The sequence below is a fragment of the Paenibacillus sp. GCM10027628 genome (genome assembly GCF_042676385.1).
In the GTDB taxonomy this organism is placed as follows: domain Bacteria; phylum Bacillota; class Bacilli; order Paenibacillales; family NBRC-103111; genus Paenibacillus_E.
In genome coordinates this window covers 135,724-161,137 of the sequence record NZ_JBHTHA010000009.1, presented here as the reverse complement: position 1 = coordinate 161,137, position 25,414 = coordinate 135,724, and the positions used below count along the sequence as shown (strand labels likewise).

At 50.4% G+C, this 25,414-nt stretch carries 27 protein-coding genes; 9 read left to right on the top strand and 18 right to left on the bottom strand.

Going from position 1 to position 25,414, the window contains the following annotated elements:
• The first annotated feature begins 259 nt into the window (after nucleotides 1-259).
• Nucleotides 260-1,825, top strand: a complete 1,566-nt coding sequence (locus ACFQZT_RS10655; protein ID WP_379299437.1) for a copper amine oxidase N-terminal domain-containing protein — start codon at nucleotides 260-262, stop codon at nucleotides 1,823-1,825.
• Nucleotides 1,826-2,194: 369 nt separating this feature from the next.
• Nucleotides 2,195-2,512: an LSm family protein gene (locus tag ACFQZT_RS10650; protein ID WP_379299435.1), complete on the top strand. Its 318-nt coding sequence runs from the start codon at nucleotides 2,195-2,197 to the stop codon at nucleotides 2,510-2,512.
• Nucleotides 2,513-2,576: 64 nt separating this feature from the next.
• Here the strand turns inward: ACFQZT_RS10650 and ACFQZT_RS10645 are convergent, their stop codons facing one another.
• From ACFQZT_RS10645 to ACFQZT_RS10635, 3 genes are all read right to left on the bottom strand, one after another.
• Complete coding sequence (locus ACFQZT_RS10645; protein ID WP_379299433.1) at nucleotides 2,577-2,852, bottom strand: hypothetical protein; 276 nt, start codon at nucleotides 2,850-2,852, stop codon at nucleotides 2,577-2,579.
• 394 nt (nucleotides 2,853-3,246) lie between these two features.
• Nucleotides 3,247-3,717 carry a CBS domain-containing protein gene (locus ACFQZT_RS10640; RefSeq protein WP_379299431.1) on the bottom strand — a complete coding sequence of 157 codons (471 nt, stop codon included), beginning with the start codon at nucleotides 3,715-3,717 and terminating at the stop codon, nucleotides 3,247-3,249.
• Nucleotides 3,718-3,863: 146 nt separating this feature from the next.
• Entirely contained in the window at nucleotides 3,864-5,090 is a 1,227-nt protein-coding gene (locus ACFQZT_RS10635; protein ID WP_379299429.1) for an NAD(P)/FAD-dependent oxidoreductase, read from the bottom strand.
• A 207-nt stretch (nucleotides 5,091-5,297) separates the two neighbouring features.
• Here ACFQZT_RS10635 and ACFQZT_RS10630 point away from each other — a divergent pair, with 207 nt between their 5' ends.
• Nucleotides 5,298-5,498, top strand: coding sequence for a cold-shock protein (locus tag ACFQZT_RS10630; RefSeq protein WP_379299427.1), 201 nt, complete (start codon nucleotides 5,298-5,300; stop codon nucleotides 5,496-5,498).
• A gap of 73 nt (nucleotides 5,499-5,571) precedes the next feature.
• Entirely contained in the window at nucleotides 5,572-5,772 is a 201-nt protein-coding gene (locus ACFQZT_RS10625; protein ID WP_379299425.1) for a cold-shock protein, read from the top strand.
• A gap of 397 nt (nucleotides 5,773-6,169) precedes the next feature.
• Here the strand turns inward: ACFQZT_RS10625 and dgoD are convergent, their stop codons facing one another.
• The 7 genes from dgoD to ACFQZT_RS10590 all read right to left on the bottom strand — a co-directional run bounded on the left by dgoD (nucleotide 6,170) and on the right by ACFQZT_RS10590 (nucleotide 14,790).
• Nucleotides 6,170-7,318, bottom strand: a complete 1,149-nt coding sequence (gene dgoD, locus ACFQZT_RS10620) for a galactonate dehydratase (RefSeq protein ID WP_379299423.1) — start codon at nucleotides 7,316-7,318, stop codon at nucleotides 6,170-6,172.
• A 49-nt stretch (nucleotides 7,319-7,367) separates the two neighbouring features.
• Nucleotides 7,368-7,997: a bifunctional 4-hydroxy-2-oxoglutarate aldolase/2-dehydro-3-deoxy-phosphogluconate aldolase gene (locus ACFQZT_RS10615; RefSeq protein WP_379299421.1), complete on the bottom strand. Its 630-nt coding sequence runs from the start codon at nucleotides 7,995-7,997 to the stop codon at nucleotides 7,368-7,370.
• Between the two features lie 22 nt (nucleotides 7,998-8,019).
• Nucleotides 8,020-9,642: a response regulator gene (locus tag ACFQZT_RS10610; RefSeq protein ID WP_379299419.1), complete on the bottom strand. Its 1,623-nt coding sequence runs from the start codon at nucleotides 9,640-9,642 to the stop codon at nucleotides 8,020-8,022.
• A complete protein-coding gene (locus ACFQZT_RS10605) occupies nucleotides 9,639-11,393 on the bottom strand; it encodes a sensor histidine kinase (RefSeq protein WP_379299417.1) in 1,755 nt (584 codons plus the stop codon). The genes ACFQZT_RS10610 and ACFQZT_RS10605 overlap by 4 nt, the downstream gene beginning before the upstream one ends.
• Before the next feature lie 111 nt (nucleotides 11,394-11,504).
• Nucleotides 11,505-12,320 carry a carbohydrate ABC transporter permease gene (locus tag ACFQZT_RS10600; RefSeq protein WP_379299415.1) on the bottom strand — a complete coding sequence of 272 codons (816 nt, stop codon included), beginning with the start codon at nucleotides 12,318-12,320 and terminating at the stop codon, nucleotides 11,505-11,507.
• Complete coding sequence (locus ACFQZT_RS10595; RefSeq protein WP_379299413.1) at nucleotides 12,317-13,198, bottom strand: carbohydrate ABC transporter permease; 882 nt, start codon at nucleotides 13,196-13,198, stop codon at nucleotides 12,317-12,319. Before ACFQZT_RS10595 ends, ACFQZT_RS10600 begins: the two co-directional genes overlap by 4 nt.
• Nucleotides 13,199-13,446: 248 nt before the next feature.
• Entirely contained in the window at nucleotides 13,447-14,790 is a 1,344-nt protein-coding gene (locus ACFQZT_RS10590; protein ID WP_379299411.1) for an ABC transporter substrate-binding protein, read from the bottom strand.
• A 190-nt stretch (nucleotides 14,791-14,980) separates the two neighbouring features.
• Between ACFQZT_RS10590 and ACFQZT_RS10585 the strand changes: the two genes are divergently transcribed.
• Entirely contained in the window at nucleotides 14,981-15,709 is a 729-nt protein-coding gene (locus ACFQZT_RS10585; RefSeq protein WP_379299409.1) for a hypothetical protein, read from the top strand.
• 228 nt (nucleotides 15,710-15,937) lie between these two features.
• Here the strand turns inward: ACFQZT_RS10585 and fumC are convergent, their stop codons facing one another.
• Together fumC and ACFQZT_RS10575 are read right to left on the bottom strand one after the other, a co-directional pair.
• Nucleotides 15,938-17,338, bottom strand: a complete 1,401-nt coding sequence (fumC, locus tag ACFQZT_RS10580) for a class II fumarate hydratase (protein ID WP_379299407.1) — start codon at nucleotides 17,336-17,338, stop codon at nucleotides 15,938-15,940.
• Between the two features lie 395 nt (nucleotides 17,339-17,733).
• Entirely contained in the window at nucleotides 17,734-18,285 is a 552-nt protein-coding gene (locus ACFQZT_RS10575; protein WP_379299405.1) for a cysteine hydrolase family protein, read from the bottom strand.
• A 152-nt stretch (nucleotides 18,286-18,437) separates the two neighbouring features.
• Here ACFQZT_RS10575 and ACFQZT_RS10570 point away from each other — a divergent pair, with 152 nt between their 5' ends.
• Nucleotides 18,438-18,878, top strand: coding sequence for an Lrp/AsnC family transcriptional regulator (locus ACFQZT_RS10570; protein WP_379299403.1), 441 nt, complete (start codon nucleotides 18,438-18,440; stop codon nucleotides 18,876-18,878).
• A gap of 374 nt (nucleotides 18,879-19,252) precedes the next feature.
• Nucleotides 19,253-19,645, top strand: coding sequence for an acyl-CoA thioesterase (locus ACFQZT_RS10565; RefSeq protein ID WP_379299401.1), 393 nt, complete (start codon nucleotides 19,253-19,255; stop codon nucleotides 19,643-19,645).
• Nucleotides 19,646-19,661: 16 nt separating this feature from the next.
• On the opposite strand, the gene ACFQZT_RS10560 is transcribed toward ACFQZT_RS10565, so the two are convergent.
• The gene (locus ACFQZT_RS10560) at nucleotides 19,662-20,234 is read right to left on the bottom strand and encodes a pyridoxamine 5'-phosphate oxidase family protein (RefSeq protein WP_379299399.1); all 573 of its coding nucleotides are present in this window, start codon (nucleotides 20,232-20,234) and stop codon (nucleotides 19,662-19,664) included.
• A 294-nt stretch (nucleotides 20,235-20,528) separates the two neighbouring features.
• On the opposite strand from ACFQZT_RS10560, the gene ACFQZT_RS10555 reads away from it, so the two are divergent.
• Both ACFQZT_RS10555 and ACFQZT_RS10550 read left to right on the top strand, forming a co-directional pair.
• Complete coding sequence (locus tag ACFQZT_RS10555; protein ID WP_379299397.1) at nucleotides 20,529-20,690, top strand: hypothetical protein; 162 nt, start codon at nucleotides 20,529-20,531, stop codon at nucleotides 20,688-20,690.
• 254 nt (nucleotides 20,691-20,944) lie between these two features.
• Nucleotides 20,945-21,544 carry a DUF3298 and DUF4163 domain-containing protein gene (locus ACFQZT_RS10550; RefSeq protein WP_379299395.1) on the top strand — a complete coding sequence of 200 codons (600 nt, stop codon included), beginning with the start codon at nucleotides 20,945-20,947 and terminating at the stop codon, nucleotides 21,542-21,544.
• A 14-nt stretch (nucleotides 21,545-21,558) separates the two neighbouring features.
• Here the strand turns inward: ACFQZT_RS10550 and ACFQZT_RS10545 are convergent, their stop codons facing one another.
• The 5 genes from ACFQZT_RS10545 to ACFQZT_RS10525 form a co-directional block, all read right to left on the bottom strand.
• Nucleotides 21,559-22,512, bottom strand: a complete 954-nt coding sequence (locus ACFQZT_RS10545; protein ID WP_379299621.1) for a TRM11 family SAM-dependent methyltransferase — start codon at nucleotides 22,510-22,512, stop codon at nucleotides 21,559-21,561.
• Nucleotides 22,513-22,545: 33 nt separating this feature from the next.
• A complete protein-coding gene (locus tag ACFQZT_RS10540) occupies nucleotides 22,546-23,175 on the bottom strand; it encodes a VC0807 family protein (RefSeq protein ID WP_379299393.1) in 630 nt (209 codons plus the stop codon).
• 27 nt (nucleotides 23,176-23,202) lie between these two features.
• Nucleotides 23,203-23,799, bottom strand: coding sequence for a TetR/AcrR family transcriptional regulator (locus tag ACFQZT_RS10535; RefSeq protein WP_379299391.1), 597 nt, complete (start codon nucleotides 23,797-23,799; stop codon nucleotides 23,203-23,205).
• A 63-nt stretch (nucleotides 23,800-23,862) separates the two neighbouring features.
• Complete coding sequence (locus tag ACFQZT_RS10530; RefSeq protein ID WP_379299389.1) at nucleotides 23,863-24,360, bottom strand: hypothetical protein; 498 nt, start codon at nucleotides 24,358-24,360, stop codon at nucleotides 23,863-23,865.
• A 14-nt stretch (nucleotides 24,361-24,374) separates the two neighbouring features.
• A complete protein-coding gene (locus tag ACFQZT_RS10525; RefSeq protein ID WP_379299387.1) occupies nucleotides 24,375-24,929 on the bottom strand; it encodes a CcdC protein domain-containing protein in 555 nt (184 codons plus the stop codon).
• Between the last annotated feature and the right edge of the window lie 485 nt (nucleotides 24,930-25,414).

Below are 25,414 nucleotides of genomic sequence, written 5' to 3'. Positions count from 1 at the left end.
GGGCTAATATCACTTTTTACAAGATGATAACGCTATCTTTTTGAGATAAAATTCATTTATCAGTTTAATCGTTTAACTAAAATTATGATTCTCTCTACAATTTAGAACCCACATAGAAATCGTTTTGAGCATAGTGCCAATTCGAATCCTCTGTGATACAATTTGTATCAAGCAATCAGAGAATCGTTCTCTGGCTATGTGCGTATAATCTTTCAGTGCGCTTTCTCATTCTATTAACATTTAAGGAGTAGATTCGAACATGCAGAAAAAAAGATTGACCTGGTGGATCTCCACCGCATTGGTTGTCCTCCTCTTGGCCTTGACGGGCTGCCAAGCTGTTCAAGGCTTGGACATTGCCCAAGCGATCCAGAACCATGCAAGCATCACCTCGGCGGCCTCCAAAGGAACGCTGCAACTAGAACTCATCCCTAAGGATACAAGCTCATTAACTGCCGACGAGAAAACGTTTATTGACACGATGAGCAGTGTGAAGATCGCAATTAACAACGCGAACATGGAAGACGCACAGCATTTTTCTGCTGACGGCGCTCTTACATATAGCAAAGGCTCCATTCCCTTCAAATTGAACGTCGATGGCACCAAACTCATCATAAAAATCGACGGTGCTCCAAAACCCATCGTATACGATCCGGTGACGGAAACAGTAAGCCGCGCTGTAGGTGCCGTATCCCTGCTGCCTGAAAGCATACAAAATGAATTCGGTCATGTCATTAATTCCGTGCAGCCCGCTTTGGTGAAATTCCTTTTAAAAAATGCCGCCAATCCCAAAAACATCACCGTTACAAGCGTATCCGAACAAGTAAACGGCGAGACTCTCGCTTTGCAAAAGGCCCATGTCGAACTGGATGGCACCGAATTGGCCAGCCTGCTCAAATCGCTTTTGGGAAGCATACTTGCCGATGAAGCCGGGCTAAAAGAGTTGATTGACCAGTTATATGATGCGCTCCTCCCTGTCATTAACGCTCAGACAGACGGGGAAGCATCCGTGTTCACTTCGCTCTTGAAAAACAAACCGTTGGCCGTCAAATTCATCTTTTCTACGGTTCACCAAGCATTGGAGCAAGTTTCAGCAAGTTTGGATCAAGGCGCACAAGCGCAAGCTTCTGCCGCAAGTCCTCAGCTGCAAGCCTTGATAAATAGTAAAACAACACTGAAGGCTGATTATTTCATTGATGCGGATAAGCAGCTGCGCAAAGAAAACCTCGAGCTTTACATGCCGGTTGCTAAATCAGATAACGGAGTTTCCGCCCTTAAATTAACTCTCACCAATGAAATATGGAACATCAATAAACCTGTTAAGGCGGATCTCATCGACGTTTCCGGGGGTGTACTGAACTTCGGCATCAAACCTTCCTCCCTCTATTCGTTGCTTGGCCAATTGGATAAAAGCTCCGCGCTCTACAAGCTCTTGAAAGAGGATATGCGCGTGACCAAAAGACAGATTCAGCTTCAACTGAGCGAGGAAGCCGCCGCCGATGACTCCGATACACCGCACCCGTTCATCAATGCGGATGGAGTGACGATGGTTCCGGTCCGGTTTATCTCCGAGCAGCTTGGCGCTGATGTCAAATGGAACGGCGACCTGAAGCAAGTTACGATTAAAGACGCGTTAACGGGAACAACGATCGTACTCACACTCGACGACAAAAATGCCAGCGTGAACGGTTCTGCTTCGCAATTGGAAAGCGCGGCTACGCTTCATAACAGCTCGACTTTCGTACCCGTTCGCTTCATTGCCGAGAATCTCGGCAGCAAGGTTGAGTTCGATAACGATACGCGTGTCGTTACCATTAAGCGGGATTAGCGAAACGCGTGGTTCGCCGGTAATTACATGGAAAACATACCTCTAGTCTTGAGATTTCCCTAGATTTTGGGCATTTAACTGGAAAATATGGTGCTAATTCGGCTGATTTCGTTAAACTCAATCAAAAAGGCCAGAATTAACGGTAGGAATTCCAGTTATTCGGCTCCTTCTTGCGCCCGGTCCAAAATTAACTGGATATTTTCCCGTTAATGCAACATCAGCACCGAAGCGTGATCTTACCATAAATTTCAGCCCGTTTGCTTTCGCGCAAGCGGGCACCTTTTTCTGACGGCTGCATAGTCTGGTAGTAAAACTAGGCAAACGCCCTGCTGTTCCCCTTGCAGCAGCTGCGAAAAAGGAGCAAACCCTATGTATACGAACCCGACTCACCATCACGTCATTTATCAAGAGGATCCATCATGGATGCCGATGCTGAAGCAAAAAAGGGACCAGATTTGGGGCTCGTTAAAGCCGCATATCGGTTATACCATCCGCGTTACGACCCTGGACGGATACACGCATGAAGGCGTATTGGTTGACGTGGACGCACACCACATCTACTTGCAAGTGTCTTCTCACGGCCATCATCACGGTGGGCAATACCGCCCGATTTACACACCTGCGGCTTACAACCAAATCATGACGCTCGTGTTGTTTGAATTGCTTGTAATTGCATTGCTTGCTTAGATGTGAGGAAAGGAAAAGCTCGCTCTCTAGTGGTTATTTATTTAACCTTAGAGGAGCGAGCTTTTTACGTGTGTGCAATAAAGCGTTCGAAAGACTGCTGGCATTCGACGAACAATTCTTTTTCATCTAACCCGGCCAGCTTGCCATTCTCAACAACAGACCTGCCGTTTACAATGGTGTAATTGACAGGACGTTTTAACCCGATAGTGCTAAGCAGCGACTTCGGATCTTTATGCGTGCCACTGCAATCGATCTCATCCACGCGAACCAGGAATAAATTCGCCATTTTGCCGATTTCCAGAGACCCGATATCGGTCTCCTTGATTAAAATCGAGCCCATGGTTATCTCCCCTGATTAGATCGTCGAGAAATAAGAAAAAGGTGGCCGATGGCCAGGCACTTATCTAAAGCCGTACTTTTGGTAACGATCCTATCTTTGTCTTAGTCAATCGGCCATCTTCTCTTCTGCAAAGATGAAAAAAATCGTTAGAGACGCGATTGGAACCTCCCCACATGTCTGTTACGATGAAAAACATTTCTACAGCTGCAGCTACGCACTTGCTGTTTGTTGTTGTACGCTTTGCAGCTTTCATGGTGCTATACCCTCTGTGGACGGAACAAAAAAATCCCAACTGACAACCACAATATATTTGCATATACTGTGTTCGTAGTTAGGATTTAGCTTCCCTGAAGAGCCCCCGAACCGAGTGACATTACTTCACACAGGAAACTGGTTAGCTAAGTCTTTTATGCAAATATTGATCATTTAAGAAACGCATCATGTCCCCGCGGCTAATAATACCGGCCAAGTATCCGCCATTTTTCTCTACAACGACCTTTTTCAAATGTCTTCGCCCAAGTATCGTAGCAACCTCGTCAGCAAGCATACATTCATTAACGGTAACAACCTTCTTCGTAGCAAAATCCATTACGTTCGCTGTCATGACTTCCCGACACTTGTCTTCCATCGTCTGTGTATCCTGCCATGTGGAGGCAAAAAAAGGCGAGGTGATCACGACTTTCGTCTGGGACCCGACCGCTCGCATAATATCGCCGTCACTGATGTACCCTTTAATTTGGTTACAGTGATTGACCACGGGCATGCCGCCGATTCGATGCGTCACGAACTTTTCCAGAACAGTTCGAATTGTATCCCCTTCCAACACTTTGATCACTTGGGAAACCATGATGTCCGACGCATTCATTGCACCATCCCCCATTTCAAAAAAACGCTTACAGAGGTTGCTTAAAAAGTCCGATCTCTTGTGCTGAAAGCGGACTTTTTAAACTAGCACTATGATTAAATTGTAAGACAATTCCCAATATTACGTCAATGGTCTTTTCTGCTAGCTTACGCCTGTTTTTGCCCAGCTTTCACGAGGAGCTGATCCGCTGATTTACGGTTCATCAGGCTGGCTATATCCCACGTTAACCTGCGGATATACCGGCCAAGTTTGCCGGTCAGCATGATATTCATACCCCACTTCTGAATCCAGACGAAACCTTTATCCGGGCCGAGACCGATGCAAAACAGATTGATATACGAAGCATGCGCAGGGCCTTTGATTCCGGCCAGCTCATCTTTAAGAATCTTGGCCAGCCGCATCGCTTGCGGAATAGCTTCCTTACAGGTCATGCCATCCGGTTTACCCGTCACGTGATCCAGCACATGAGCACAATCGCCGATGGCATAGATGCCCTCGCTGCCTTTAACATGATAGCGGGCGTCAATTTGCAGCTTGCCGTTGCCTACAACCGGCAAACCCAGCTGCTGTACCAGCGGATTCGGACGCAGGCCCAGCGTCCAGACGCAAGCGCCGGCCGTTAGGCTATCGCCGCCGTGCAGCAGCAGAACGCCCTCGGCTTCACGATATGCTTCAGCCCTTGCGCTGTGCATGATATGGACGCCGAGTTCGCCGAGCTCCCTCTCCAGCCGCTGGCTGACGTGCGGCGGAGCCGCCTCCAGCAGTCGCGGCTGCGAGTTAATCAGCGTCACCGTGACTAGCGCCGGGTCGAGCCCCGCCGCTGCTGCCTTCCGGCGCAGCCCGTGCACGAGCTCGCTGGCGGTTTCGATGCCGGTGATACCGCCACCGACAACCGCTGCCGACAAGAGCCGTCGACGCTCCGACTCATCAGACGCGAGGCGGGCATCGTGAACATTTTGCTCCAAACGAAGTCGTATTCGATCACCGCTGTCCGTATCGGTCAAGGATATTCCCCCTTGCCCCGGTGCTGCCGACACGACCTTGCTGCCCAAGCATAGAATGAGCCGATCATAATAAAGCGCTTCGCTTTGGCCATCCGGGTGCCGGATCGTGATATGCTTCTGTCGCGGATCTACAGCTGACAGCTCAGACTGAATGACTTCGACCGTATCGTCAAAATACGCGGAAAGCGGCACTTTTAGCTGCGCTTCCTCTACCGCTCTTTGGAAAAGCAGCACCTTCCTGAGGTGGTAGACCTCTTTATCGATCAAGGTGATTTGAACGCCTTTCTCGCCTGCAAACTGTTTTTTTAAGGAGTTCACCATATTGAGACCGGCATATCCCCCGCCTACAACTACCATCCGTTGTTTCATGAGCTTTTTCCCCTTTCAACCCTATGATACTCGTAAGACGAAACGCCCACCCTTTCTGTGACACGATTCGGCTTTGTGAACTTTTAGTTAAAAGTGGAATAAGCTCTGGGGATTTTGGATATATTATCAAAGCTGCGTTAACAAGCTGTCCCGATCGATACGATTTGGCGGCGTGCGCACAAATTATTTTTGGAGGTTTTTGTATACATGGAAACAGGTACGGTCAAGTGGTTTAATGCTGAAAAAGGGTTTGGTTTTATCGAGGTTGAAGGCGGTAAAGACGTATTCGTCCATTTCAGCGCTATTACAGGTGAAGGCTTCAAAAGCTTGGATGAAGGCGAGCGTGTTCAATTCGATATCGTTCAAGGTAACCGTGGGCCACAAGCTGAAAATGTAGTCAGGCTGTAGCTCTTTCACCACATAGCAATAAGCATCAAGCTGCTTGCGAGCCCAAGTCTACTTTCGACAAGGAGGCGTTCGTTTGTATTTTTCTAAAAAAACATTGGAGCCAGTCCAAGAAGAAGAAACAAGCATCTGGACGTGCAGTACCGATCAGTGCTCATGCTGGATGAGGGATAACTTCTCTTTCGATGAAAGTCCGGTATGTCCGATTTGTAATTCGGCGATGGTTAAGGACATGAAGATGCTCCCTGCCTTGACGAACACAAGCAGCAGAAGATGAACAACAAGCGCGGCTGCAGGCCGCGTGAGTAGGTGAAAAGCCCCTGTTTCGTTGCTTTATGCAACGGGACAGGGGCTTTTTGAGTTGTCTTTCATTTGCCGCCAGGCAAATGCCGTTCAGGCCTTTCGAGGAAAAGCGAGCTGTAGCGGCCTTTTGGGGCGCTACAGATGCGAAAAGTCGCGAAGTACGCGCTGAAAGGCCCAAAAAAGGGCCTTTACAGCCGCCGATCTCCGCGTCTTCCGCGGAAAGGCGAGCTGTAGCGCCCGTTTGGGGCGCTACAGTTGCGAAATGGCGCGAAGTACGCGCCCAAAGGCCCATAAGGGCCTTTACAGCCGCCGACCTCCGCGTCTTCCGCGGAAAGGTGCCTCATTAACCTGCGTAACTTAGAAATACCACCCTACCACTCTGCGACGGTGCCGTCCGCTTGGCGCCAAACGGGATTCTTCCAATTATGCCCGATCGCGGCCATCTCGCGGACCTTCGCTTCGTTCACTTCGATGCCGAGACCCGGGGCGGTGAGGTTGCGGACAAAGCCGTCCTCGTATTTGAATACGGAAGGGTCCACCAAGTAATCAAGCAGATCGCTGCCTTGATTGTAATGAATGCCCAGGCTTTGCTCCTGAATGAAGGCATTCGGGGAGCATGTGTCTAGCTGCAGGCAGGCTGCCAACGCAATGGGTCCTAATGGACAATGCGGAGCTACAGCGATATCGTAAGCTTCAGCCATTGCGGCGATTTTACGTGTCTCCAGGATGCCTCCCGCGTGGGAAAGGTCCGGCTGGATAATGTCCACGATCCCTTGGGCGAGCAGTTCTTTGAAGCCCCAACGGGTATACATCCGCTCGCCCGTAGCGATCGGACAAGAGGTGTAGCGCGCGATCTCTTTAAGCGCTTCATTATTTTCGGGCAGTACAGGCTCCTCGATGAACATCGGCCGGTACGGCTCCAGCTCCTTGGCGATAATCTTCGCCATGGACTTATGCACGCGGCCGTGGAAATCGATGCCGATGCCCACTTCTTTGCCCACGGCTTCGCGCACAGCGGCGATGCGTGCAATCGCAGCGTCGACTTTGCCGATGGAGTCGATGTAGTGCATTTCCTCGGTGGCGTTCATCTTCACCGCGGTAAAGCCGGCCGCGACCTGCTGCTTGGCCGCCTGGCCTACGTCACTCGGGCGGTCGCCGCCGATCCACGAGTACACGCGCGTCCGCTCGCGGCACGCGCCGCCTAACAGATCATACACGGGCGCGTTGTAGAACTTGCCCTTGATGTCCCAGAGCGCCTGCTCGATGCCGGATATCGCGCTGGATAGAATCGGCCCCCCGCGATAGAATCCACCGCGGTACAGCACTTGAAACAGATCCTCGATGCGCATCGGATCGGTGCCGATGATATGCTCGCTCATCTCCATGACAGCAGCCGCAACGGTGTCCGCTTTACCTTCTACGACCGGCTCTCCCCAACCGGTAATGCCTTCATCGGTCTCCACTTTCAAAAATAGCCATCTCGGCGGCACTTTGAACAATTCCAGCTTCGTTATCTTCATCCTAAGTTTCCCCTCTCATGCTATAAGTATGGTTTAACCCCTCGCACCGTCAGACTCCGACAGCAGCATTAAGCTCCTTAGCGTACGCCGTAATGGCCGCATAATTGCCTTCCCGAATGTCTCGAAGCGAGACCAGGCTTCCGCCCACGCCAACGCCCACCGCGCCCGCTTCCAGATAGGAAGCCGCATTATCCTTGGTGATGCCGCCTACTGCCATCATATCTACATGACCGAGCGGGCCGCGAAGCTCCTTTACATAGCCCGGACCCAGGCTTGAGCACGGGAACAGCTTTACCATAGGTGCTCCCCACTGAACGGCTTGCACAATTTCCGTAGGCGTCATCGCTCCAGGCAACGGCAGCACGTCTCGATCCACGGCGAATCGAATCATGCCCTGATCCACATTTGGCGATATGAGAAACTGCGCGCCGGCCCCCACCGCCTCCTCCGCCATCCGCGCATTGAGCACGGTCCCTGCGCCGATCGTCATACGCCCGTCATACTTGCCCCGCATCTCATGAATGATATGCAGCGCATTCGGCGTATTCAGCGTGACTTCCGCGAATTGGATCCCGCCCGCATCCAGCGCTGCGAAGAGCGGCTCTGCCTGCGACGGCTCAATGCCGCGAATGATGACAATGACTTTCGACTTCTTCACTTGCTGAATCAGCTCTTGCACCTTAAGCCGTCTCCCCTCATCGTTACGAGTATTGATCTCGATATTCCTGCGGCGTCATGCCGTAATGCTTCTTAAATGCATGGTTAAACGAATGGGGCCGCTGATAACCGAGCTGCGTAGCGATTTCATAGATTTTATCCTGGCTATGTTTTAATAGATACGCTGCTTTATCCATCCGTAGACGATTCACGTAGTCGCTTAAGTTGTCGCCGGTCTCTAACTTGTAAATTTTGGACACATAAACAGGATGTAAATATACATGATCCGCTATGGACTGCAAGGAAACATCACTGGACAGATGCTGCTCGATAAAAGAGCGGATCTCGTTGATCAGCGACACCCTGCTGTCCTTCCGCTCCTGGTCCATATCCTCTTTCATGCGCTGCAGAGCGCGAAGCGACCATTCCCTTAACTGGTTCACTGTACGGAAAGGAATGCCTTCCGTCATTCGGTCGTAATCCGTGCCGATCAACTGATGGAGCTGCCGGCCATTTTTATGAGCGATGTAAGCAAAAGCGGATGCTACCGAAAAATACACTTCCAGCAAATGTTCCTGCGACTCCGAATATTTGTCTTCCATTTCATCGAAAATAACGCTCAGTTTCTCTTCGGTATCCTCCCAGCGCGCAGCTTCCAGCAGATGATTGAGCGTAGGCGGCTCATACAGCCGTTGTAACGCCGTAAGTTCAGCCTGCGCCGGTTCATCGCCAAGCCGCATGAACAATTCGTGCTCATTGCCGATCCTTTTGCGGAAGGCGCTTAACGACCGGTTATAAAGAGCATTCATATCGTCCGGGAATCGGCCCCAGTTGCTGACCAGAATAGAGATTTTCCCTTTTAAATAGTTATTCACAGCTGACTGCAGAACGGAAGCCGTCCTCTCAAGCCAAGCCGTTTCATCCTTATCGGGCGCTTCCTGCCGCCCTTTCCCCTTCATGACGAAAACCAAATAATCGTGAGCATCTTTCGCATGCCAGCTGTCGAATTGTTCCCCAAACAATTCCTCTACCATATTGCCGATGGCATATTCCATTAAGGACAACCGGCCGATATCGTATTCGAGAAATTCAGACTCGAGCCGGACCATCATAATGGCAAACGCATGCCCATGGTAATCCATCAGCTCCAGCATGTGCATTTTATCCCGCAGTGTGGACTCTGACATTTTGCGCCCCTGAAGGATATCGTTCAATAAATTCCCCCGTAGCAGCGGCAAATTCTCCTTCAAGGTATAGGTCAAGCGCTGTCTGGAAACGACTTCCTCCCACTCGCGCTGCAGCTTATCCTTCACGCGTCTAACCGTGGTCAGCAGGTCTTCTTCTGTAACAGGCTTCAGCAGATAGTCCTCCGTACCCTGAAGGATCGCCTCTTTGGCATAGTTGAAATCCGAGTAGCCTGACAAAAGTATGCACTTGGTCTTCGGCCATCTGCGGTTGATTTCATCGATCAGTTGCAGTCCGGATATGCCTGGCATTTGAATGTCTGTGATCACGATGTCAATGGAGATCTGTTCGAGCAATTCCAGCGCTTCCATACCCGAATAAGCTTTATATACCTGTTCAACGCCGACAGTTCCCCACTGTATCGTAGAAAAAAGACGCTCCACCACGTGAACCTCATCATCGACGATCAATAGTTGAATCATGCTTTTCTTTCCTCCATAACCGGTCCGCTCGTCTGTACATGACGGTTCCAAGTTAGAACAGCCCGCATACCGCCGGATGACCCTCTATGGAAGGTCAAACCTGAGCCCGCGCCAAATTGGTAGTACAAGCGATGATGGACATTCCATGTACCGCAGCCAACCTCATCCGACATAGACGCCTCTAGCTGCTTATGCAGCTTTTCCAGCTCCTCATCCGAGATCCCTCCGCCGTTGTCTTCCACGATAAGCCGATTAAATTCCGCATCCTGCTCGCCTGTAATGGTAATCCGGTCGCCTTGCAGACTGCGCTCGATGCCGTGAATGATGGCATTCTCCACCAGTGGCTGCAGGATGAGCCGTGGAATGCGTTCCTCCATCATGACCTCGGGCACGGCAATCTCATAAGTGAGCCTGTGAATGCGCAAGGTTTGGATGTTCAAATAGTGACCGACCAGGTCCACTTCCTCTTTGAGCCGTACCATCTGGTTTTCGACCCGGGTTGTATACCGGTAAAACTCGGCCAAGTTTTGCGCCATCGCCACGACCGATTCCTTATCTTCCATCTCCGCCGAATTGATAATAAAGAACAGCGAATTATATAAAAAATGGGGGTGAATTTGCGACTGCAATTGCTTCAGCGTCGCTTCGCGCGAGCGTATTTTTTCCGCATACACATCTTCAACCAGCACTTGAATTTGCTGTGCCATTTCATTAAAACGCTGAATCAAGAAATCAAATTCATTCTTGGCCTTGTACTCGATCCGTGCCGACAGGTCGCCCCGCTTCACTTTTTGCACGCTTTGAATCATTTTCACAATCGGAATCTGCACATTGCGGTACAGCAAGAATGAAGCCAGTACACTCATGACGAGCAGAAGACCAATAGAGACGTAAAACAAGTTGCGCGACATCGTAATCGGAGACAATATTTTCTGAACAGGCACATAGTCCACCAAATACCAGCCCAACTGCTCCGATTTCACATAGCTGATCAAATACTGTTGTTTATCGATTTCAAATTGAACTTGTCCGGATCCAGCTAAACGGATGCCTGCCATTTGTTCACGAATTGCTTTAGTAATCGAAGGCGTAGACGTGCTATTCGCTATCAGTCCCGATTGACTGTCCAACAAAAAAGGATCGCTTCGCTTATCCTGTTTGTAAACATCCAGCAGCTGGATAATATTTTGAACGCTAAATCTGACTTGATAAAGCACTCTGGCCTGGTTCATATACTCCGCCCGGACGGGCTCGCTAATGTCCCGGACAAACGATGCTCCATTGTTGCCGATGCTTTGCGCTTCATAAGACCATGTCCGATGAACAGGACTGCTCCAAGGCCATTTATCCGTACCATTAACAAAAATACTGGAGGATAACACTTTGTTCTCCTTCGGAACGGCGATGGTCAACTCGTTGACCCAACCACCCGCCACACTCTGCAAGCTGAGTTTCTCGATGATGCGCGACTGCTCCTTCAAGGTGTCGTAATCCGGCGACCCGCTTCGATCGATGAATTCTCTGATGTAAGGATCGCTGCCGAGAATGACCGGTGACATCGCGAGACGCTCCACATTGGAATCCAATTGATTCAGGAAAAAAGAGAGCTGGTTCAAATTCGAGGATTGAATCTGGTCCTGCACCACATGGTTCGTAATTCGATTCGTGAAACTATATAGCACGACGATCGGAATAAGCAGCAAAACCAGCAAAATCAGGATTTTGCTGAATATGTTCAATTTATAGGGCATGTGCTGATCACCTTCCACGCTTCCGCTGGACTGACTAACCTAGAACCTAACTATACGAGAGAAGCCTTTCAAAAGAAAGGCGTTCGTTCCCGCAGTATAGTCTTTCCATGATTAGCCTTTTACAGCACCTGCGGCAAGTCCGCTGACGACATAGCGTTGAGATACCAACGCGATGAGCAGGACAGGCAAAGTGATGATACATGCGGCTGCCATCAGAGCGCCCCAATTGATTTCGGAATAAGACATGAAATTAAAGACGGCAATCGGTAATGTTTTGGTTTTGTCCCCTGCCAGAATGACCGAGAACATAAAATTGTTCCACGAAAAAATAAAGGAAAGCAGCGATGACGTGATGACGCCCGGACCGGAAATCGGCAAAATAATGCGCAGAAACACTTGATGATGCGTACATCCGTCAATGAGCGCAGACTCTTCAATCTCGGTCGGCAGCGCCTCAAAGAACGAAATCATAATCCAGATAATGAACGGAAGCCCGACAAGCATATGGCTCAAAATGAGTGCTGTATACGTGTCCACCAAATGAATTTTGGAGAACAGGATAAACCAAGGAATCAGGAACGTAATTCCCGGGATAATTCTCGCAACCAGGATAAGCAGCCCTAATTTTTGAAGGTGATGCCTTGCAATCGCATACGCGGCCGGCAGGCCGAGAATCAAGGAAAGAAGCGTCGAACCAAAAGCGACAAGAAAACTGTTCCAAATAAACTTCAGGAAGTTATACTCCTTAAATACGCTAACGTAATTGTGAAAAGTAGGCTTGAAAATAAAGAGCTGCCCCGTAGACAAAATCTGCGCCTGCGTCTTGAAAGAAGCTAGCAGCATCCATATGAACGGAAAAGCAAAGACAATGAGAACTAGGAACGTGAGCAGCGTCTGGAGGATGCTTTTGCCTTTATTCTTTTTCATGACGCTCCCTCCAATCGTTTGCGCATCCAGATCATGAATAACGTTAAGCCCATCACCAGGGCGAAGAAAATGACAAGCAAGGATGAAGCCGAGCCCAGCTTAAAGTACTGAAAGCCTTGCACGTAACCGTAAAGATTGAGCGTCTCCGAAGCGAAGTTCGGTCCGCCTTGCGTAGTCGCGTAGATGATATCGAATGTCTTCAGCACGTCGATCAGACGCAGCATCGCAGCCACGATGATCGTAGGTCTTAAGAGCGGCAGTGTAATAGAGACGAATTTCCTCCAAGCGCTAGCGCCATCCACATCCGCAGCTTCATAAGGATCTGTTGGAAGCGTAGCTAATCCTGCCATGATGATGAGGGCGATCATCGGCGTCCATTCCCAGACGTCTACGATCACGAGGGACGGAATTACTTGATTCGGCGAGGCCAGCCACAGCAAAGGCTGAAGTCCCATCGCTTTGAGCATCATATTGGCTACACCAATGGTAGGCTCGTAGATCAGCATCCAAACCAGACCCATTGCGACCGGAGTCGCTACCATGGGAAGCAGGAACACGGTCTTCACCAGATTTTTCCCTCTGAATTCTCTGGAAAGCAGCAGGGCGATTGCAATGCCCAAAATCACTTCCAGCGCCAGAGCCATGATCGTAAAGTAAAACGTAGAGCCGGCTGCATGCCAGAAACGTGCATCTTTCAATAAAGCGATATAATTTCCCAAGCCAACCCACGCAGGCGGCGTTGTCGCCGACATGCTCCACTCGTAGAAGCTGATCCGAACCGTGTAGATGATTGGAAACAGCATCATGATGAGGACGAAGAAGACGGCCGGAAGCGTATAAATCCATTTTAAGTTGCGGTTAAACCAACTGTATTGCACACTGCATTCCCCCTTCCTGATGAATGAAATCCCCATATGTGATCAAAAGGGCCATATGATGACCCTTTTGATCGGAGAATTTGATATGTGTTTTATAAAGTCCACTTTCAGAACCGAGAAGGTTGGACGAAATCCGGTGAAGGAGGAACGGAGCGTAGTGATGTGCTACGTGAGTACCGGACTTCCCGGATTTCGTTCAAGATTCGAAGTCGATATAACATCCTGAATAACTTCGTTATCAAAGTGGACTATTTCGTTTTGTCTTTGTCCATGATCGTTTGCAGCGCTTGGTTGGCTTTGTCGGCAACAGGCTGGATGTTCGTTTCGCCTGTCATCAGCTTTTGTACGATTTCGCCTACTGCGTCACGAGCTTCGCCTACGCTGATGACGGTCGGACGGTCGTGGTCAACGCCGGCTTTGGAGCTTTCTTTAATAATCGGAACAAGCTCAGCCGGGAAGCCTGTTGTACCTTCCGGTTTATCCCAAACAGAAACGCGGGCGCCAGGGTTGCCTTTTTGCTGGGTTTTCAGCACGATATCTTTGCTTGTCGCCCACTTGATGAATTCCCAAGTAGCGTCTTTATTGCCCGATTTGGCGTTCATCGCCAGACCCCATGATGTGATGCTGTAAGGCTTGGATCCTGCTTTTCCGCCAGGGAATACGGCAAATCCGACTTTATCGGCAACTTGGGACTTCGCTGGGTCGGTAGCGTTCTGATAGAGTGAGTTCGCATCCGTTAAGAAAGCGACTTTCCCTTGAGCGAAAATACCGAAGGCTTGCGGCCAAGACATATTCAGTACGCCTGGAGGCGCGTAATCCTTGAGTAATGTTCCATAAGTTGTGAAAGCTTTAACCGCTTCAGGCGTATTAATGGTTGCTTTATCGCCAGTCGTGAAGTCAGCGCCTTCCGAGTATAAGAAGGAAGAAACTTGAGTTACCAGTGGTGAACGTTGTCCCCTAGCCACGAAACCGTACATTTCATTTTTCGGATCGTGCAGCTTTTTCACGGCCGCTTGAAGTTCATCCAGCGTTTTTGGCACAGCGATGCCGGCTTTTTGCAGCAAATCTTTGCGGTAGTACAAAATCTCTTGCTCCGTAATAATCGGGATACCGGCCAACTTCGCATCTACCGTCGTAGAGCCGATCGCCGATTTGGCGAAGTCGTTAAAGTCGTAGTTCGCGTCTTTTTTCGTGTAGTCGTCAAGCGGTTGAACCCAACCGTTTTTGAAGAACAGCTTGCCCTCTTGCAGCGGGCGATACATGAATACGTCAGGCGTTGCAGAACCGGAAGTGAATTGTACGGTCAGCTTTTGTGTAAGCTGATCCTCGAAAAAGCTCTCGACATTCACCTTAATGCCCGTTTCTTTCTCGAAGTCTGGCAGCAATGGCTTAATCGCATCCGCCCAAGGATGGTTCGCAGTAACGAGCGAGATCGTCTTGCCTGCGAACGGTTTCGCGTTAGCGGTTGCCGCTGCGCTCGGCTTGCTTGTGTCTTGCGCTGTATTCGTGGTGCTGCCGCAGCCTGCAACCATCGTTGCGGCCATGATGACCGTTGTGCCTACGCCAACCCATTGTTTCAATGATTTCTTCATCTGATCTATGACCTCCCAAGTGCTCTGAAATGTATGTGCTTACATTACTAAGAGTACTTGATTCTTAGGGTATCTTGATATAACTAAGATTAAACATGGATAACTAGGCGTGAAGGAAATGGGTTGAATGGATAACACGAGTCATTTACGTCTCATAAATGTTTCCATATCCATTGCGAGGTGAAAGTCTATGAATGAAAATGTCATGAGAAAAGAGGATCCGTGGTTCCCAGGCCGTTGGATCGGTGGAATCACGCTGATCTTAGGTCCGACGCTGATCTTCATCGGAGTCGTCCTACGACTGCCGTTTCATTTTTTCTTCCCAGAGCAGCTGACGGCTTACAAAGATCACCCGAATCTAATAGCTGCCTCTTACAGCGCTTTTGCAGCAGGCAATGTGCTGATGTGGCCTGCCATCCTTACACTCGTAAGGATGATCAACGCCAAAAGGCCCGGGTGGGCCTTTTGGGGCGGCATGTTCGCCATCTTTGGGCTGTTTGCCCGCACGTTTCATGCCGGCATCGATCACCTGGCATTTCAGCTGGTTCGTTCGCAAGGCGTGGAGCTTGCAGCGAAAGCCGTTGCCGACTCCTACGGAGCGTTCCACATTTTCAGTACACTCAATCTTGCCATCATGCTAGGATGGATCGTCCTTGCTATAGGCGCTTACCGTTCAGGAACGCTCGGATTCATTCGGGCTATAGTATTGGGGCTAATGGCTGCACTTCCCTTGGGCGTCCTTAAAGGAACAACTTCGTTCTCAATAGCTGCTGCGATTGGGCTTTGTGTAGCCCTCGTTCCGCTTGGTATCCAGGTACTGCGCAGCGGGCCCGCGCCAAGTCTTAGGGCAACCCTGAGTTGGGTACTTCTCATAGCAGCAGGAGGATTTCTCTTCTTCTTTGTGGGTCAGCAAGGCTAATAACTTGTTAGCTTCCGAGACGATGCGCGCTCAATTACGCCAATTTCTACGGGTTTACACTTCCCAGAAAAGTAATTTTCCAAACGCCCGACACTCCTTTTGCCACATGCATCCGAAAGTCGGAGTCTCCCCGGACGCGAAAAAGGTTCCCTTTTAACGCGAAAAAACCTGCACTTACCCCAATGGGTTCGTACAGGTTATCTTCTTCTGTTTAGTCCGCACGGATCGTTATTTCGGATGCACCATCTCTTCCGGACGTACGTAACTATCGAACTGCTCAGCAGTCAAATAACCGCTGCGTAACGCAGACTCTTTCAACGTCAGCCCTTCCTTGTGAGCCTGCTTGGCGATGCTTGCCGCTTTTTCATACCCAATGTGCGGGTTAAGTGCCGTCACCAGCATAAGCGACTGCTCGAGGTTGCGCTGAATCACTTCGCGGTTCGGTTCCATGCCTACGAGGCAGTTGTCGTTGAACGAGCGCATCGCATCCGCCAGCAGCCGCACGGACTGCAGGAAGTTATGAATGATAACGGGCTTGAACACGTTCAGCTCAAAGTTGCCCTGACTCGCGGCAAAACCGATGGCCGCATCGTTGCCCATCACTTGGCAGACGACCATCGTCATCGCCTCGCTCTGGGTCGGATTGACCTTGCCCGGCATGATCGAGCTGCCGGGCTCGTTCTCCGGAATCGTGATTTCCCCAATTCCACAGCGGGGACCGCTCGCCAGCCAACGCACGTCGTTGGCGATCTTCATCAAGTTCGCCGCCAGCGCCTTCAGCGCGCCGTGCGTGTATACGATCTGATCATGGCTGGTCAGCGCATGAAATTTGTTTGCCGCCGAGACGAAGCGCGTACCCGTCTCGCGCGTGAGCGCCTCGGCGACGCGCGCGCCGAACTCGGGATGCGCGTTCAGCCCTGTGCCGACCGCGGTGCCGCCGATGGCCAGCTCACGCATCGCCTCCACGCTGGCGCGCACCATGCGCCCGGCCTGCTCCAGCATCGCCCACCAGCCGCTGATCTCCTGCCCCAGCGTCAGCGGGGTGGCGTCCTGCAGGTGGGTGCGGCCGATCTTGACGATGTCGGCATAGGCCTCCATCTTGCCGCGCATCGTCTCCTGCAGCAGCGCCAGCGCCGGCAGCAGCTCTTCCTCTACGGCGATGACGCCTGCGACATGCATCGCCGTCGGGAACGTATCGTTCGAGCTCTGCGAACGATTCACGTCATCGTTGGGATGGATGCGCTGGGAGCCATCCCCCTGGAGCAGCTCATTGCCGCGATGGGCGATGACCTCATTAACGTTCATGTTCGACTGCGTCCCGCTGCCCGTCTGCCAGACGACGAGCGGGAACTCGTCGTTCCAGCGCCCCTCCACGATCTCGTCAGCCGCCTGCATGATGGCTTCCGCCTTCTCCGGCGTCAACCCGCCAAGCTCGCGATTTACTTGTGCAGCGGCCTTTTTCAACAGCGCAAACGCTTGGATCAGCCTGAGCGGCATCCGCTCGGTGCCTATCTTGAAATTCTCGTAGCTTCGCTGTGTCTGAGCGCCCCACAACTTATCCACAGGTACTCTGATTTCCCCCATCGTGTCACGTTCCACGCGGTATCCTTGATCTTGCTCCATGGTCATATTCAGCACCTCTTTTCAGCTGAGTAAACATTCTTCTGAATTTCTGTCCCGACATAGCATTCCCATCTTATGGGGATCTATCATCGATTCTCCAGTTCGGGGAGAACGGGCTGATACCTCCTTATGGTGAACGGTAACCGGGCACAATTAACAGGAAACATACCTTTAATTATATTGAAAATATGGTTGTGGGAGAATTAGCTGGAATTTCTGGCGGTAATATCAGTTTTTATCTTGAAATCCTCGAATTACGGTTCATTTAGCGGCATTTTTTCCTTCTAAATGTGCCCGAACAGCGAATTAGAACCCATTTATAAGTAGGTTTTCCCGTTAATATCAGTTGAACCTGTTTCCTATACATAATGAACGAGGCAGCTTCTTCGACTGAAAAACAGCTACAATACTTCAGGATCGGTCAGGCGCTCCATCAGCTCACGGGTAGTCACAATCGTCGCGAACTCCTCATGGAGATTGGCAAGCGTCATTCGATGAATCTCCTCCGCCTTATGCACATACCCATCGGGACCAACACGGTCAAACGTTGCCGTCGCATCGGAGACGAGATATGCCGTGAATCCCAGATTGCCCGCCATCCGCGTTGTTGTTTCCACGCAATGATTCGTGGTTAGCCCTACGATCACGACCGTATCACAAGAGAGCTCACGCAGCCGTTGCTCTAAATCCGTGCCGATAAACGCACTGTTCACCGTTTTTTCTAACACCGTTTCCCCTGGGAGCGGCATAGCCTCCGTTTTAAACTCGAAGCCCACCGTGCCTCTAGCAAAACGTTCCCGACTAACATGCCTGACATAGATGATAGGCATCTCCCGCTTTCTCCATGACTCCAACAGGAAAGCGATCTGCCCCTCGGCCTGAGGATTATTTCTGGATCCCCATGCCGGATCCTCAAAAGCTTTCTGTACGTCGATTACAATCAATGCCATCATCCTACACTCAACTGCCTCTCATAATGGATATCGCTTATTATATCGGTCTATTCGCTCTTCTTACATGGGATGATGAAAGCGTTGACTAGTTTTTTCTTTGAAAATTCAGATATAATAGACCCATTACTTTAATATCCAAAGGACTGATCGGTATGGATGAAATCGACAAAAAAATCATCGAACATTTACAAGAAAATGCCCGGCTCAGCATGACCGAACTTGGCAAAATCATCGGCCTCACCTCACCTGCCGTCACCGAACGCGTGCGCAAACTGGAGGATGCGGGCGTGATCGTCGCTTATCGCGCTGTCGTGGCGCCGGACAAATTAGAAAAACGCGTAACCGCGTACATCCTGATGGAAACCGAACACTGCAAAAAATATGTGGAGTTCGTGAAGATCTACCCCGACGTCGTAGAGACCCATCGCATTACCGGGGCATTCAGCTATTTGACCAAAATCACGACCGCATCGGTCCTTACGCTCGAAGCGTTCATCGACGCATCAATGGCTTACGGGAAACCGACAACACTCATTGTGTTATCCTCTCCCGTTGAGCATAGACCGCTGATCCCTGAGGCTATACTTGCCTAATCGTTGGCGGCACACGCAGCGGAGGTCGATCCGGGTGAAATGTTGCCACTGAACAGCATTATGACATGGACGGCGCCAGTAGCTGTCCAAAAGGGCCTTACAGTCAGAGATATGCTGTTTGCTGCCTCTGTAGCGTCCTAAAAGGGAGTTACAACTGCGATTTCCCTTATTTTCGATCATTTACCTAGGCGTAAGAGCCCAAAAGGGTGCTACAGTATAGTTTCTCACGCCCCCGCTCTCTGTAACACCCAAATCGGACCTTACAGTAAAAACAATCCAAGGTTATTGTGGCGGGCTCCCGAGAACAGTATCAGCCAACACACACGAATATCAGGTTCCAAGATAAATCCTCATTATAAAGGAGTCTACAGCCCATGAAATCCAACCTCGACATTATCGTCCGATCCACCGAAATCGATGTGAACGGGCATGTCAATAACGCCAAATACTTGGAATACCTTGAATGGGGCCGCGAAGAATGGTACGAACAGTCTGAACTGCCCTACGATGCTTTCAGCCAAATGGGCATTCAAACCGTGACGGTCAACATCAATATCAATTATAAAAAAGAGTGCATGCAAGGCGATAAATTAACCGTCACCTGCCAGCCTGAAAAAATCGGTCGTTCCAGCTATGTACTGAAGCAGGAAATTATCAACGAGCGCGGCGAGCTCTGCGCGGACGCCCTTGTCACCAGCGTGACGATGGACAGCCGCACTCGCAAGAGCCGTGAAGTGCCTGCTGAGCTGCGGAAGCATTTTGAATGAGCGGTTGTTAAGCTAGCTATGACATAGTATCTGTGGATAACTTTTGACCGATCGTTGTCACCAGGCCGTCCATACTCACCATGTTCTTTTCCCGATGGTATTCATCCAGTCCTTGCTCGCCCTTTTGGATCGCCCATTTCTGCAGCGTTTCCCGCTCACCCTCATAAGCGTAGTACGGAACGCTGTATCCGCATGAGGTTTTGACCACATGTACGTTAACAACGATGATTTGGCGAGCTCCCGGAAGCAGTGTAAAGCGCGGAGCCAGTTCCTCCCACTCGGAGGTTCCTGGTAATATAACACGCCCCTCCCCATACAACCGAAGGATCATGGGCGGGCCCTCAAATGCAGTGAACATGAGCGTAATTCTCCCGTTTTCTTCAAGATGCGCGCTCGTTTCATTGCCGCTTCCCGTCAAATCCAAGTAAGCCACCTCGGTCGGAGATAAAATGCGCAGCACGTCGTGACCTTTCGGCGATAGATTCACATGCCCCTCCGCATCCAGCGGAGCCGAACCGACAAAGAACATATGCTGCTTCACAATAAATGCTTCATGCTCAGGGAGCATCGCTTCAAACACTTTCCCCATCGAACTCACCTCACCTTTTCACAGCTTCCATTTTCTTCTATTATGAACCGTTTCGCCTCTATTTGTGAAGTAGATGAATCCTATTCGGTTTATAGGTTTTCCCTATCGATTTCCTTATACTCCTTTCACTTGAGTCCCTTAGCTTCTATAGACGTTTAGCCGAAACCAAAGTTTCCATATAAAGTAAAATTGCGCGTATGAAATCGTCATTTTCGTGGCATACTTTGTTCGTTACATAGCTTTTCGAAAAACACAGCTATTGCTAATAAAACTCTATGGAAGAGGTGATTTCACATGTCAACAAACGAAAATAATGATGTGATCAGTCATGGCATTAACGCAGCCCAAGCGAATGCGAATGACAGCAAATCCAAAGAGCAGGTGGAACAATTGTCCTCCCAGCTAAATGAAGCTAACACTTCATCCCAAGCTGACAATTCAACGGCACAGCAATAAACAGAGCCAAAAAAAACGGCAGGAGCTTTAATGCTCTTGCCGTTTCTTTTTTACCACATAGGAAAGTTTAACTTCGTTAAAGCGCTAAAGTGCTTAACAAACTTTCCTATTGGCGATAAAAACTTCCGCTAAACGCGGTCGCTCATCTTCGAAAGGACGTCGATAGACGTTTTTCTCATAGCGAATAGGAGCCATGAACCATCCGCCCATCTTTCGAATAAATTGTAGCAAAACTAAGGGATGGATGATAAAACATGGATCAACCCGTTAGTATACAAACGTATTCGATAAAGCGAGATAAGCTCGATTTGTTATATCCCGCTGTCGTGCACTTGAATCCTTTTTCCGTTCAACACGCGATCAATACCACCATCGTTCACACAGTTAATCAAATGCTTCACGATCAAGGATATCCGCAAAATCCAATGACCGACGTAAGCGCTTATTACGAGCTCAAAACGAATGAACGCAATATCCTCAGCTTGTCTTTGGTGAACTATGCGTTTTCGGGAGGCGCTCATGGATTAACGATCCAGAAATCGTTGACGTTTAACACGGAAACAGGGAAATCCTATGCGCTGAAAGATTTATTTAAGCCAGGCAGCAACTATGTAGCCAGACTTACAGCTATTATCCAAGCACAGATTAAAGCAAGAAATATTCCTTTGCTAGTGGATTTCACCGCAATCCGCCCCGATCAGGATTACTACATCGCCGACAAAGCGCTAGTCATCTACTTCCAGGTGTATGAGCTTGCTGCCTATGTGTACGGGTTCCTTTACTTCCCGATTTCCGTGTACGACATTCAGGACATCATCGACGAAAATGGGCCGCTGGGCAAGATGCTGTATTGATCCAGCTCACGTGTTTACAAACAGACGAGAACTTGTCTGCTGAATTTGCCTTTGCGGACGACGCAGCGTTCGGCGATGCGAAATCCGGCCTTTGCCACGAGCGGATCAATCTGCTCGGTCGTGATGATCACCGCGCGCGCCGCCAGACGCCGGGCGCTCTCCAGCATCTGAAGCTGCTCGTCTTCTGGCAGCTTCGAGCAGAGGTTGTACGGCATGTCGAGGATGAGCGCGTCAAAGCGGCCCTCCAGGCTGGCCGGCGACTCCATCCCCTGCTCGCCCAGACTTCGCATGTCCGCGAGGCTCACCACATTCGGCATGCCGAAGTGGTTCAGGTTCACCCGCGCGCCGCGCACCGCCAGCGGGTTCACGTCGCAGCCGACGATGTCGATGCCCATCGACATCGCTTCCACCAGCACCGTGCCGATGCCGCAGCACGGGTCAATGACCCGCGTGCCCGCCACCTCGGGCACGGCGATGTTCACCACCGCCCGCGCTACGCGCGTACTCAGGGCGGTGGAGTAGTTCTGCGGCTTCTGCTGATGCTGAAGCCACACGGCTTCGCCGTAGCTGCAGTCGCCGAACAACCACCGGCCTCGCAGCTCCGTTACGGCGAACCACTGCTCCGGCCGTCGCATCTCGGCTTTGCCGCGGAGATGCCGGCCTATTTCGCGTTCGATCTCCCGCTGGCGGTCATAGCTGACCGCAGCCTCCGTCTCCGCGAACACAACCTTGAACGTTGCCCCGCGCACGGTCAACGTTGCCGCCATCTCGGCCAGCTCCTGCAGGCTGCCGGCCTCGAACAACACGTCCAGCCGCAGCTTCAGGAACGGGCTGCGGCTCGGCTCAATGCAACGCGCGCTCTCTACGTAGCGCGCACGGACTTCTGCGCCTAATAGCGTGCGCAGCTCTAACTCACATAAAGCCTGCTCATCTTCATGGCAGGCGTAGGTGTATATATACGTCACGATCTAACCCTCTAACTCTCTTTGTACTTACTCTCTCTAGAGCCGTGCGGCCTTCCGCTTGGCATGCTTTTGATAAGCAATCGTCCACCCAATCGTCAAAGCAATCACTCCGTACGAAATAACATGTGATAATGCCAAAAATTGAGCCGTAGACAACTGGTAAGCCAACACCACCCGCACCGCAGCTTCCAGCAGCAGCATCATTCCCCAAACCGCGGTCATGAGCCGGAACACGAATCTCGTATAGGGTTCCTCCCATTTTTGCTCATATACAGCCGCTTTCTCGTCACCGACAAAACGCTGCGCCATTTGGTAAATCAAAGGCTTGCGAAACAGAAGCGATATGAGAAACCAGCATCCAACCGCCGCCGTAACGATCGATTCCCGGACGAGCACAAGCCGCTCACTGCCGCCAAGCAGAGCAAGCCCCGCCCCCAGCACAAAAGAGCTAAGCATCAGTAGACCGAAAGTGTCTATGCTGCGCCTTTTCCAAATGTGCACGGCATTTTCCAGCAAAGGCACAAGCGTAGCGATCACAAGCGCCGTCAAACTTGGCATCACATGGCGAAGCAGCACATAGAGTACCACAGGCACAACACCATTAATGACTATCGTCATGATGATGCTTCTCAAAATCTTGGATCGCTGCGCATGGCTTACTAGCATCGACACTGGTCTCCCCCATATCTTTTTCTACTGAAGCGAACGGAAAATAAACCGAAAAATATCATCCAGCTGCAGCGCTTGCTGCGGCTCTCTGGCGATCACATTTTGCACCCTGATTCCATACGTAAACGTCATAAAAATCGCTGCTGCCTGACCTGCATCCACGGTCTGCGGAATGGCCCCGGCCTTTTGACCGATTTCAATCCAGTTGGTAGCCATACGCAAAGAGAAGTCGTATAAATCCTTCATCATCGCAGCGACCTTCGGATTGTCGTTCTGGCTGAGCAAATAGGTAAAAATTTTGTTCGAAACATCTTCCTTATCCGTGTTCGCGATCATCCCTCGCGATATGCTCTGAATAGGAGGAGCCGCATCCGGACCGACGGTCCCGGCTACGGCCGCTTGGAACTGATCATTCAGCAGCTCCGCTTTGGATTTTAAAATCAACCCGAACAATTCATCCTTGCCGGATACATAATGGTAAATAGCCCCTTTGGATAACCCTGTACGATCTATAATATCTTGAAGTGTCGTCTGACGGCACCCTTTTTCTTTGATCAGCTGTTCGGTCGTCTCCAAAATAAGTTGAAAGCTTGCGCTGCGTTGGTTTGCATCGATTGTCATGGGTGTCCCTCCTATGCAAATTGCTTCTTCTATTGTATACCAACGGTCGGTCGGGTCAAGTGTCTAATGAACCCTGCGGCGTCTGAACTCCCCGGAAGCTGCCGCCTGCATCGGTCCAGGGTAACGGAACGTTAGCATCAGCACTTTTCCCAGTAAGATACCGGCAATGGAGAACAGGAATGGCACATAGGCCTGATCTCCCGTGAGGACCACAGGAATGCCCCCAAGCTCCACAAAACCGTAACGGACCACAAAACGCAGAGGAATCGAGATCAGCCACACCGCCAAACTAGCCCATGAACCTTCCACCCACCAAGTTGAGTTATCCACATATACTCTGGCCAGACGTCCTTGTATGAGACCCACGCCTCCGCCCAGCAAAGCCCCCAGTGCCAATGAGATGGCTTCGCCCGTCTGTACATTAGCTTGAGCCGCCACATAGATCGCATAGAACAGCAGGAGCAGCGGAAGGGTGAACAGGCTTCTCTTCAGCGGTTTCGCTTTTAATTGATTGCGGATGACAAGAATCAAGATGACTGCGCAAAGAAACAAATTTGGCATAAACGTTTCACTCCTTAAGATTGGGTGTTTGGTAGTGCTGCTTGCCCGCCGGGTGTGGTTTCAGTTAGTTGCTTCACTGTTTTTTTGTAAGCCGTATACATGTAAAAACGCCATGCGAACGTGTAAATAATGAGCACGGAAATGTACAAAGCCAGCATCAATTCAATGTCAGGACGGTGTGCGGCCGTCAGGATCGGATGCGTGTGGAACACGTTATCGCGAACCAGGTAGCGTGCGTATGGGAAACCGAATAAGAAGATGTAGAACAAGATATTTTTCTTGAAAAATACTTTACCGTCCGTTTTGACTTCGAACTTCGAGGTAACGATGTAAGGAATCGCCAGCGCCAATCCTAAGCCAACTGTCCAACCCACTTGCTCTAACGTCGCTCTCGAACCTACACAGTAGAAAATCCAAGGCAGTGCGGCGAACATCAGCCAATCTCCGAACAAGAGGCGCAGGCCGCTGCCTTTGACTTCTTTGCGTGTCTGCATGAACTGCTTCAGCGTCACCCATATGATGAGCGCCCATACCCCATATCCGATTAAATCCCATTGCTGTTGTGTCATTGTTTTTCACTTCTCCTTTTTGATTTTGTTGTTCAGACCGTCGGTCGGTTTGTTTATGTCTTTATAATACAGACCGTCGGTCGGTATGTCAAGCGGTTTTCAAATAAATTTTCATCCCTTAAAAAGCCTTCTTACAAACCGGCCTCGCATAGGTCATTCAGGGGGCAATTAGCCTTCCCAGCTGGCTCGCTGCTTAAAGTCGGTTTTTCCGCCTTAACGATCCCAGTCTCGGCCCAACTGCCACGTTAAGACGGTTTTTCCGTGTTAACTCCATCCTTCACCGCTGATGTCCATGCCACTGCCTGCTTTAAGTCGGTTTTTCCGCCTTAACTACCTCAGCTCCGGCCCAACTGCCACGTTAAGACGGTTTTTCCGTGCTAAATCCACCCTTCACCGCTGATGTCCATGCCACTGCCTGCTTTAAGTCGCTTTTTCCGCCTTAACTGCCACAGTCTCGACCCAACTGCCACGTTCACCAAGAAAAA

What these genes read in the sequence shown, in the direction of transcription:
- ACFQZT_RS10630 (WP_379299427.1), top strand. Translation starts at nt 5,298, where the DNA reads ATGGAAACAGGTACGGTCAAGTGGTTTAATGCTGAAAAAGGGTTTGGT.
- ACFQZT_RS10655 (WP_379299437.1), top strand. Translation starts at nt 260, where the DNA reads ATGCAGAAAAAAAGATTGACCTGGTGGATCTCCACCGCATTGGTTGTC.
- ACFQZT_RS10560 (WP_379299399.1), bottom strand. Translation starts at nt 20,234, where the DNA reads ATGGGGAAAGTGTTTGAAGCGATGCTCCCTGAGCATGAAGCATTTATT.
- ACFQZT_RS10570 (WP_379299403.1), top strand. Translation starts at nt 18,438, where the DNA reads ATGGATGAAATCGACAAAAAAATCATCGAACATTTACAAGAAAATGCC.
- ACFQZT_RS10575 (WP_379299405.1), bottom strand. Translation starts at nt 18,285, where the DNA reads ATGATGGCATTGATTGTAATCGACGTACAGAAAGCTTTTGAGGATCCG.
- ACFQZT_RS10565 (WP_379299401.1), top strand. Translation starts at nt 19,253, where the DNA reads ATGAAATCCAACCTCGACATTATCGTCCGATCCACCGAAATCGATGTG.
- ACFQZT_RS10525 (WP_379299387.1), bottom strand. Translation starts at nt 24,929, where the DNA reads ATGACACAACAGCAATGGGATTTAATCGGATATGGGGTATGGGCGCTC.
- ACFQZT_RS10605 (WP_379299417.1), bottom strand. Translation starts at nt 11,393, where the DNA reads ATGCCCTATAAATTGAACATATTCAGCAAAATCCTGATTTTGCTGGTT.
- ACFQZT_RS10645 (WP_379299433.1), bottom strand. Translation starts at nt 2,852, where the DNA reads ATGGGCTCGATTTTAATCAAGGAGACCGATATCGGGTCTCTGGAAATC.
- ACFQZT_RS10640 (WP_379299431.1), bottom strand. Translation starts at nt 3,717, where the DNA reads ATGAATGCGTCGGACATCATGGTTTCCCAAGTGATCAAAGTGTTGGAA.
- ACFQZT_RS10530 (WP_379299389.1), bottom strand. Translation starts at nt 24,360, where the DNA reads ATGCCAAATTTGTTTCTTTGCGCAGTCATCTTGATTCTTGTCATCCGC.
- ACFQZT_RS10590 (WP_379299411.1), bottom strand. Translation starts at nt 14,790, where the DNA reads ATGAAGAAATCATTGAAACAATGGGTTGGCGTAGGCACAACGGTCATC.
- ACFQZT_RS10540 (WP_379299393.1), bottom strand. Translation starts at nt 23,175, where the DNA reads ATGCTAGTAAGCCATGCGCAGCGATCCAAGATTTTGAGAAGCATCATC.
- ACFQZT_RS10610 (WP_379299419.1), bottom strand. Translation starts at nt 9,642, where the DNA reads ATGATTCAACTATTGATCGTCGATGATGAGGTTCACGTGGTGGAGCGT.
- fumC (WP_379299407.1), bottom strand. Translation starts at nt 17,338, where the DNA reads ATGACCATGGAGCAAGATCAAGGATACCGCGTGGAACGTGACACGATG.
- dgoD (WP_379299423.1), bottom strand. Translation starts at nt 7,318, where the DNA reads ATGAAGATAACGAAGCTGGAATTGTTCAAAGTGCCGCCGAGATGGCTA.
- ACFQZT_RS10635 (WP_379299429.1), bottom strand. Translation starts at nt 5,090, where the DNA reads ATGAAACAACGGATGGTAGTTGTAGGCGGGGGATATGCCGGTCTCAAT.
- ACFQZT_RS10600 (WP_379299415.1), bottom strand. Translation starts at nt 12,320, where the DNA reads ATGAAAAAGAATAAAGGCAAAAGCATCCTCCAGACGCTGCTCACGTTC.
- ACFQZT_RS10555 (WP_379299397.1), top strand. Translation starts at nt 20,529, where the DNA reads ATGTCAACAAACGAAAATAATGATGTGATCAGTCATGGCATTAACGCA.
- ACFQZT_RS10535 (WP_379299391.1), bottom strand. Translation starts at nt 23,799, where the DNA reads ATGACAATCGATGCAAACCAACGCAGCGCAAGCTTTCAACTTATTTTG.
- ACFQZT_RS10650 (WP_379299435.1), top strand. Translation starts at nt 2,195, where the DNA reads ATGTATACGAACCCGACTCACCATCACGTCATTTATCAAGAGGATCCA.
- ACFQZT_RS10550 (WP_379299395.1), top strand. Translation starts at nt 20,945, where the DNA reads ATGGATCAACCCGTTAGTATACAAACGTATTCGATAAAGCGAGATAAG.
- ACFQZT_RS10585 (WP_379299409.1), top strand. Translation starts at nt 14,981, where the DNA reads ATGAATGAAAATGTCATGAGAAAAGAGGATCCGTGGTTCCCAGGCCGT.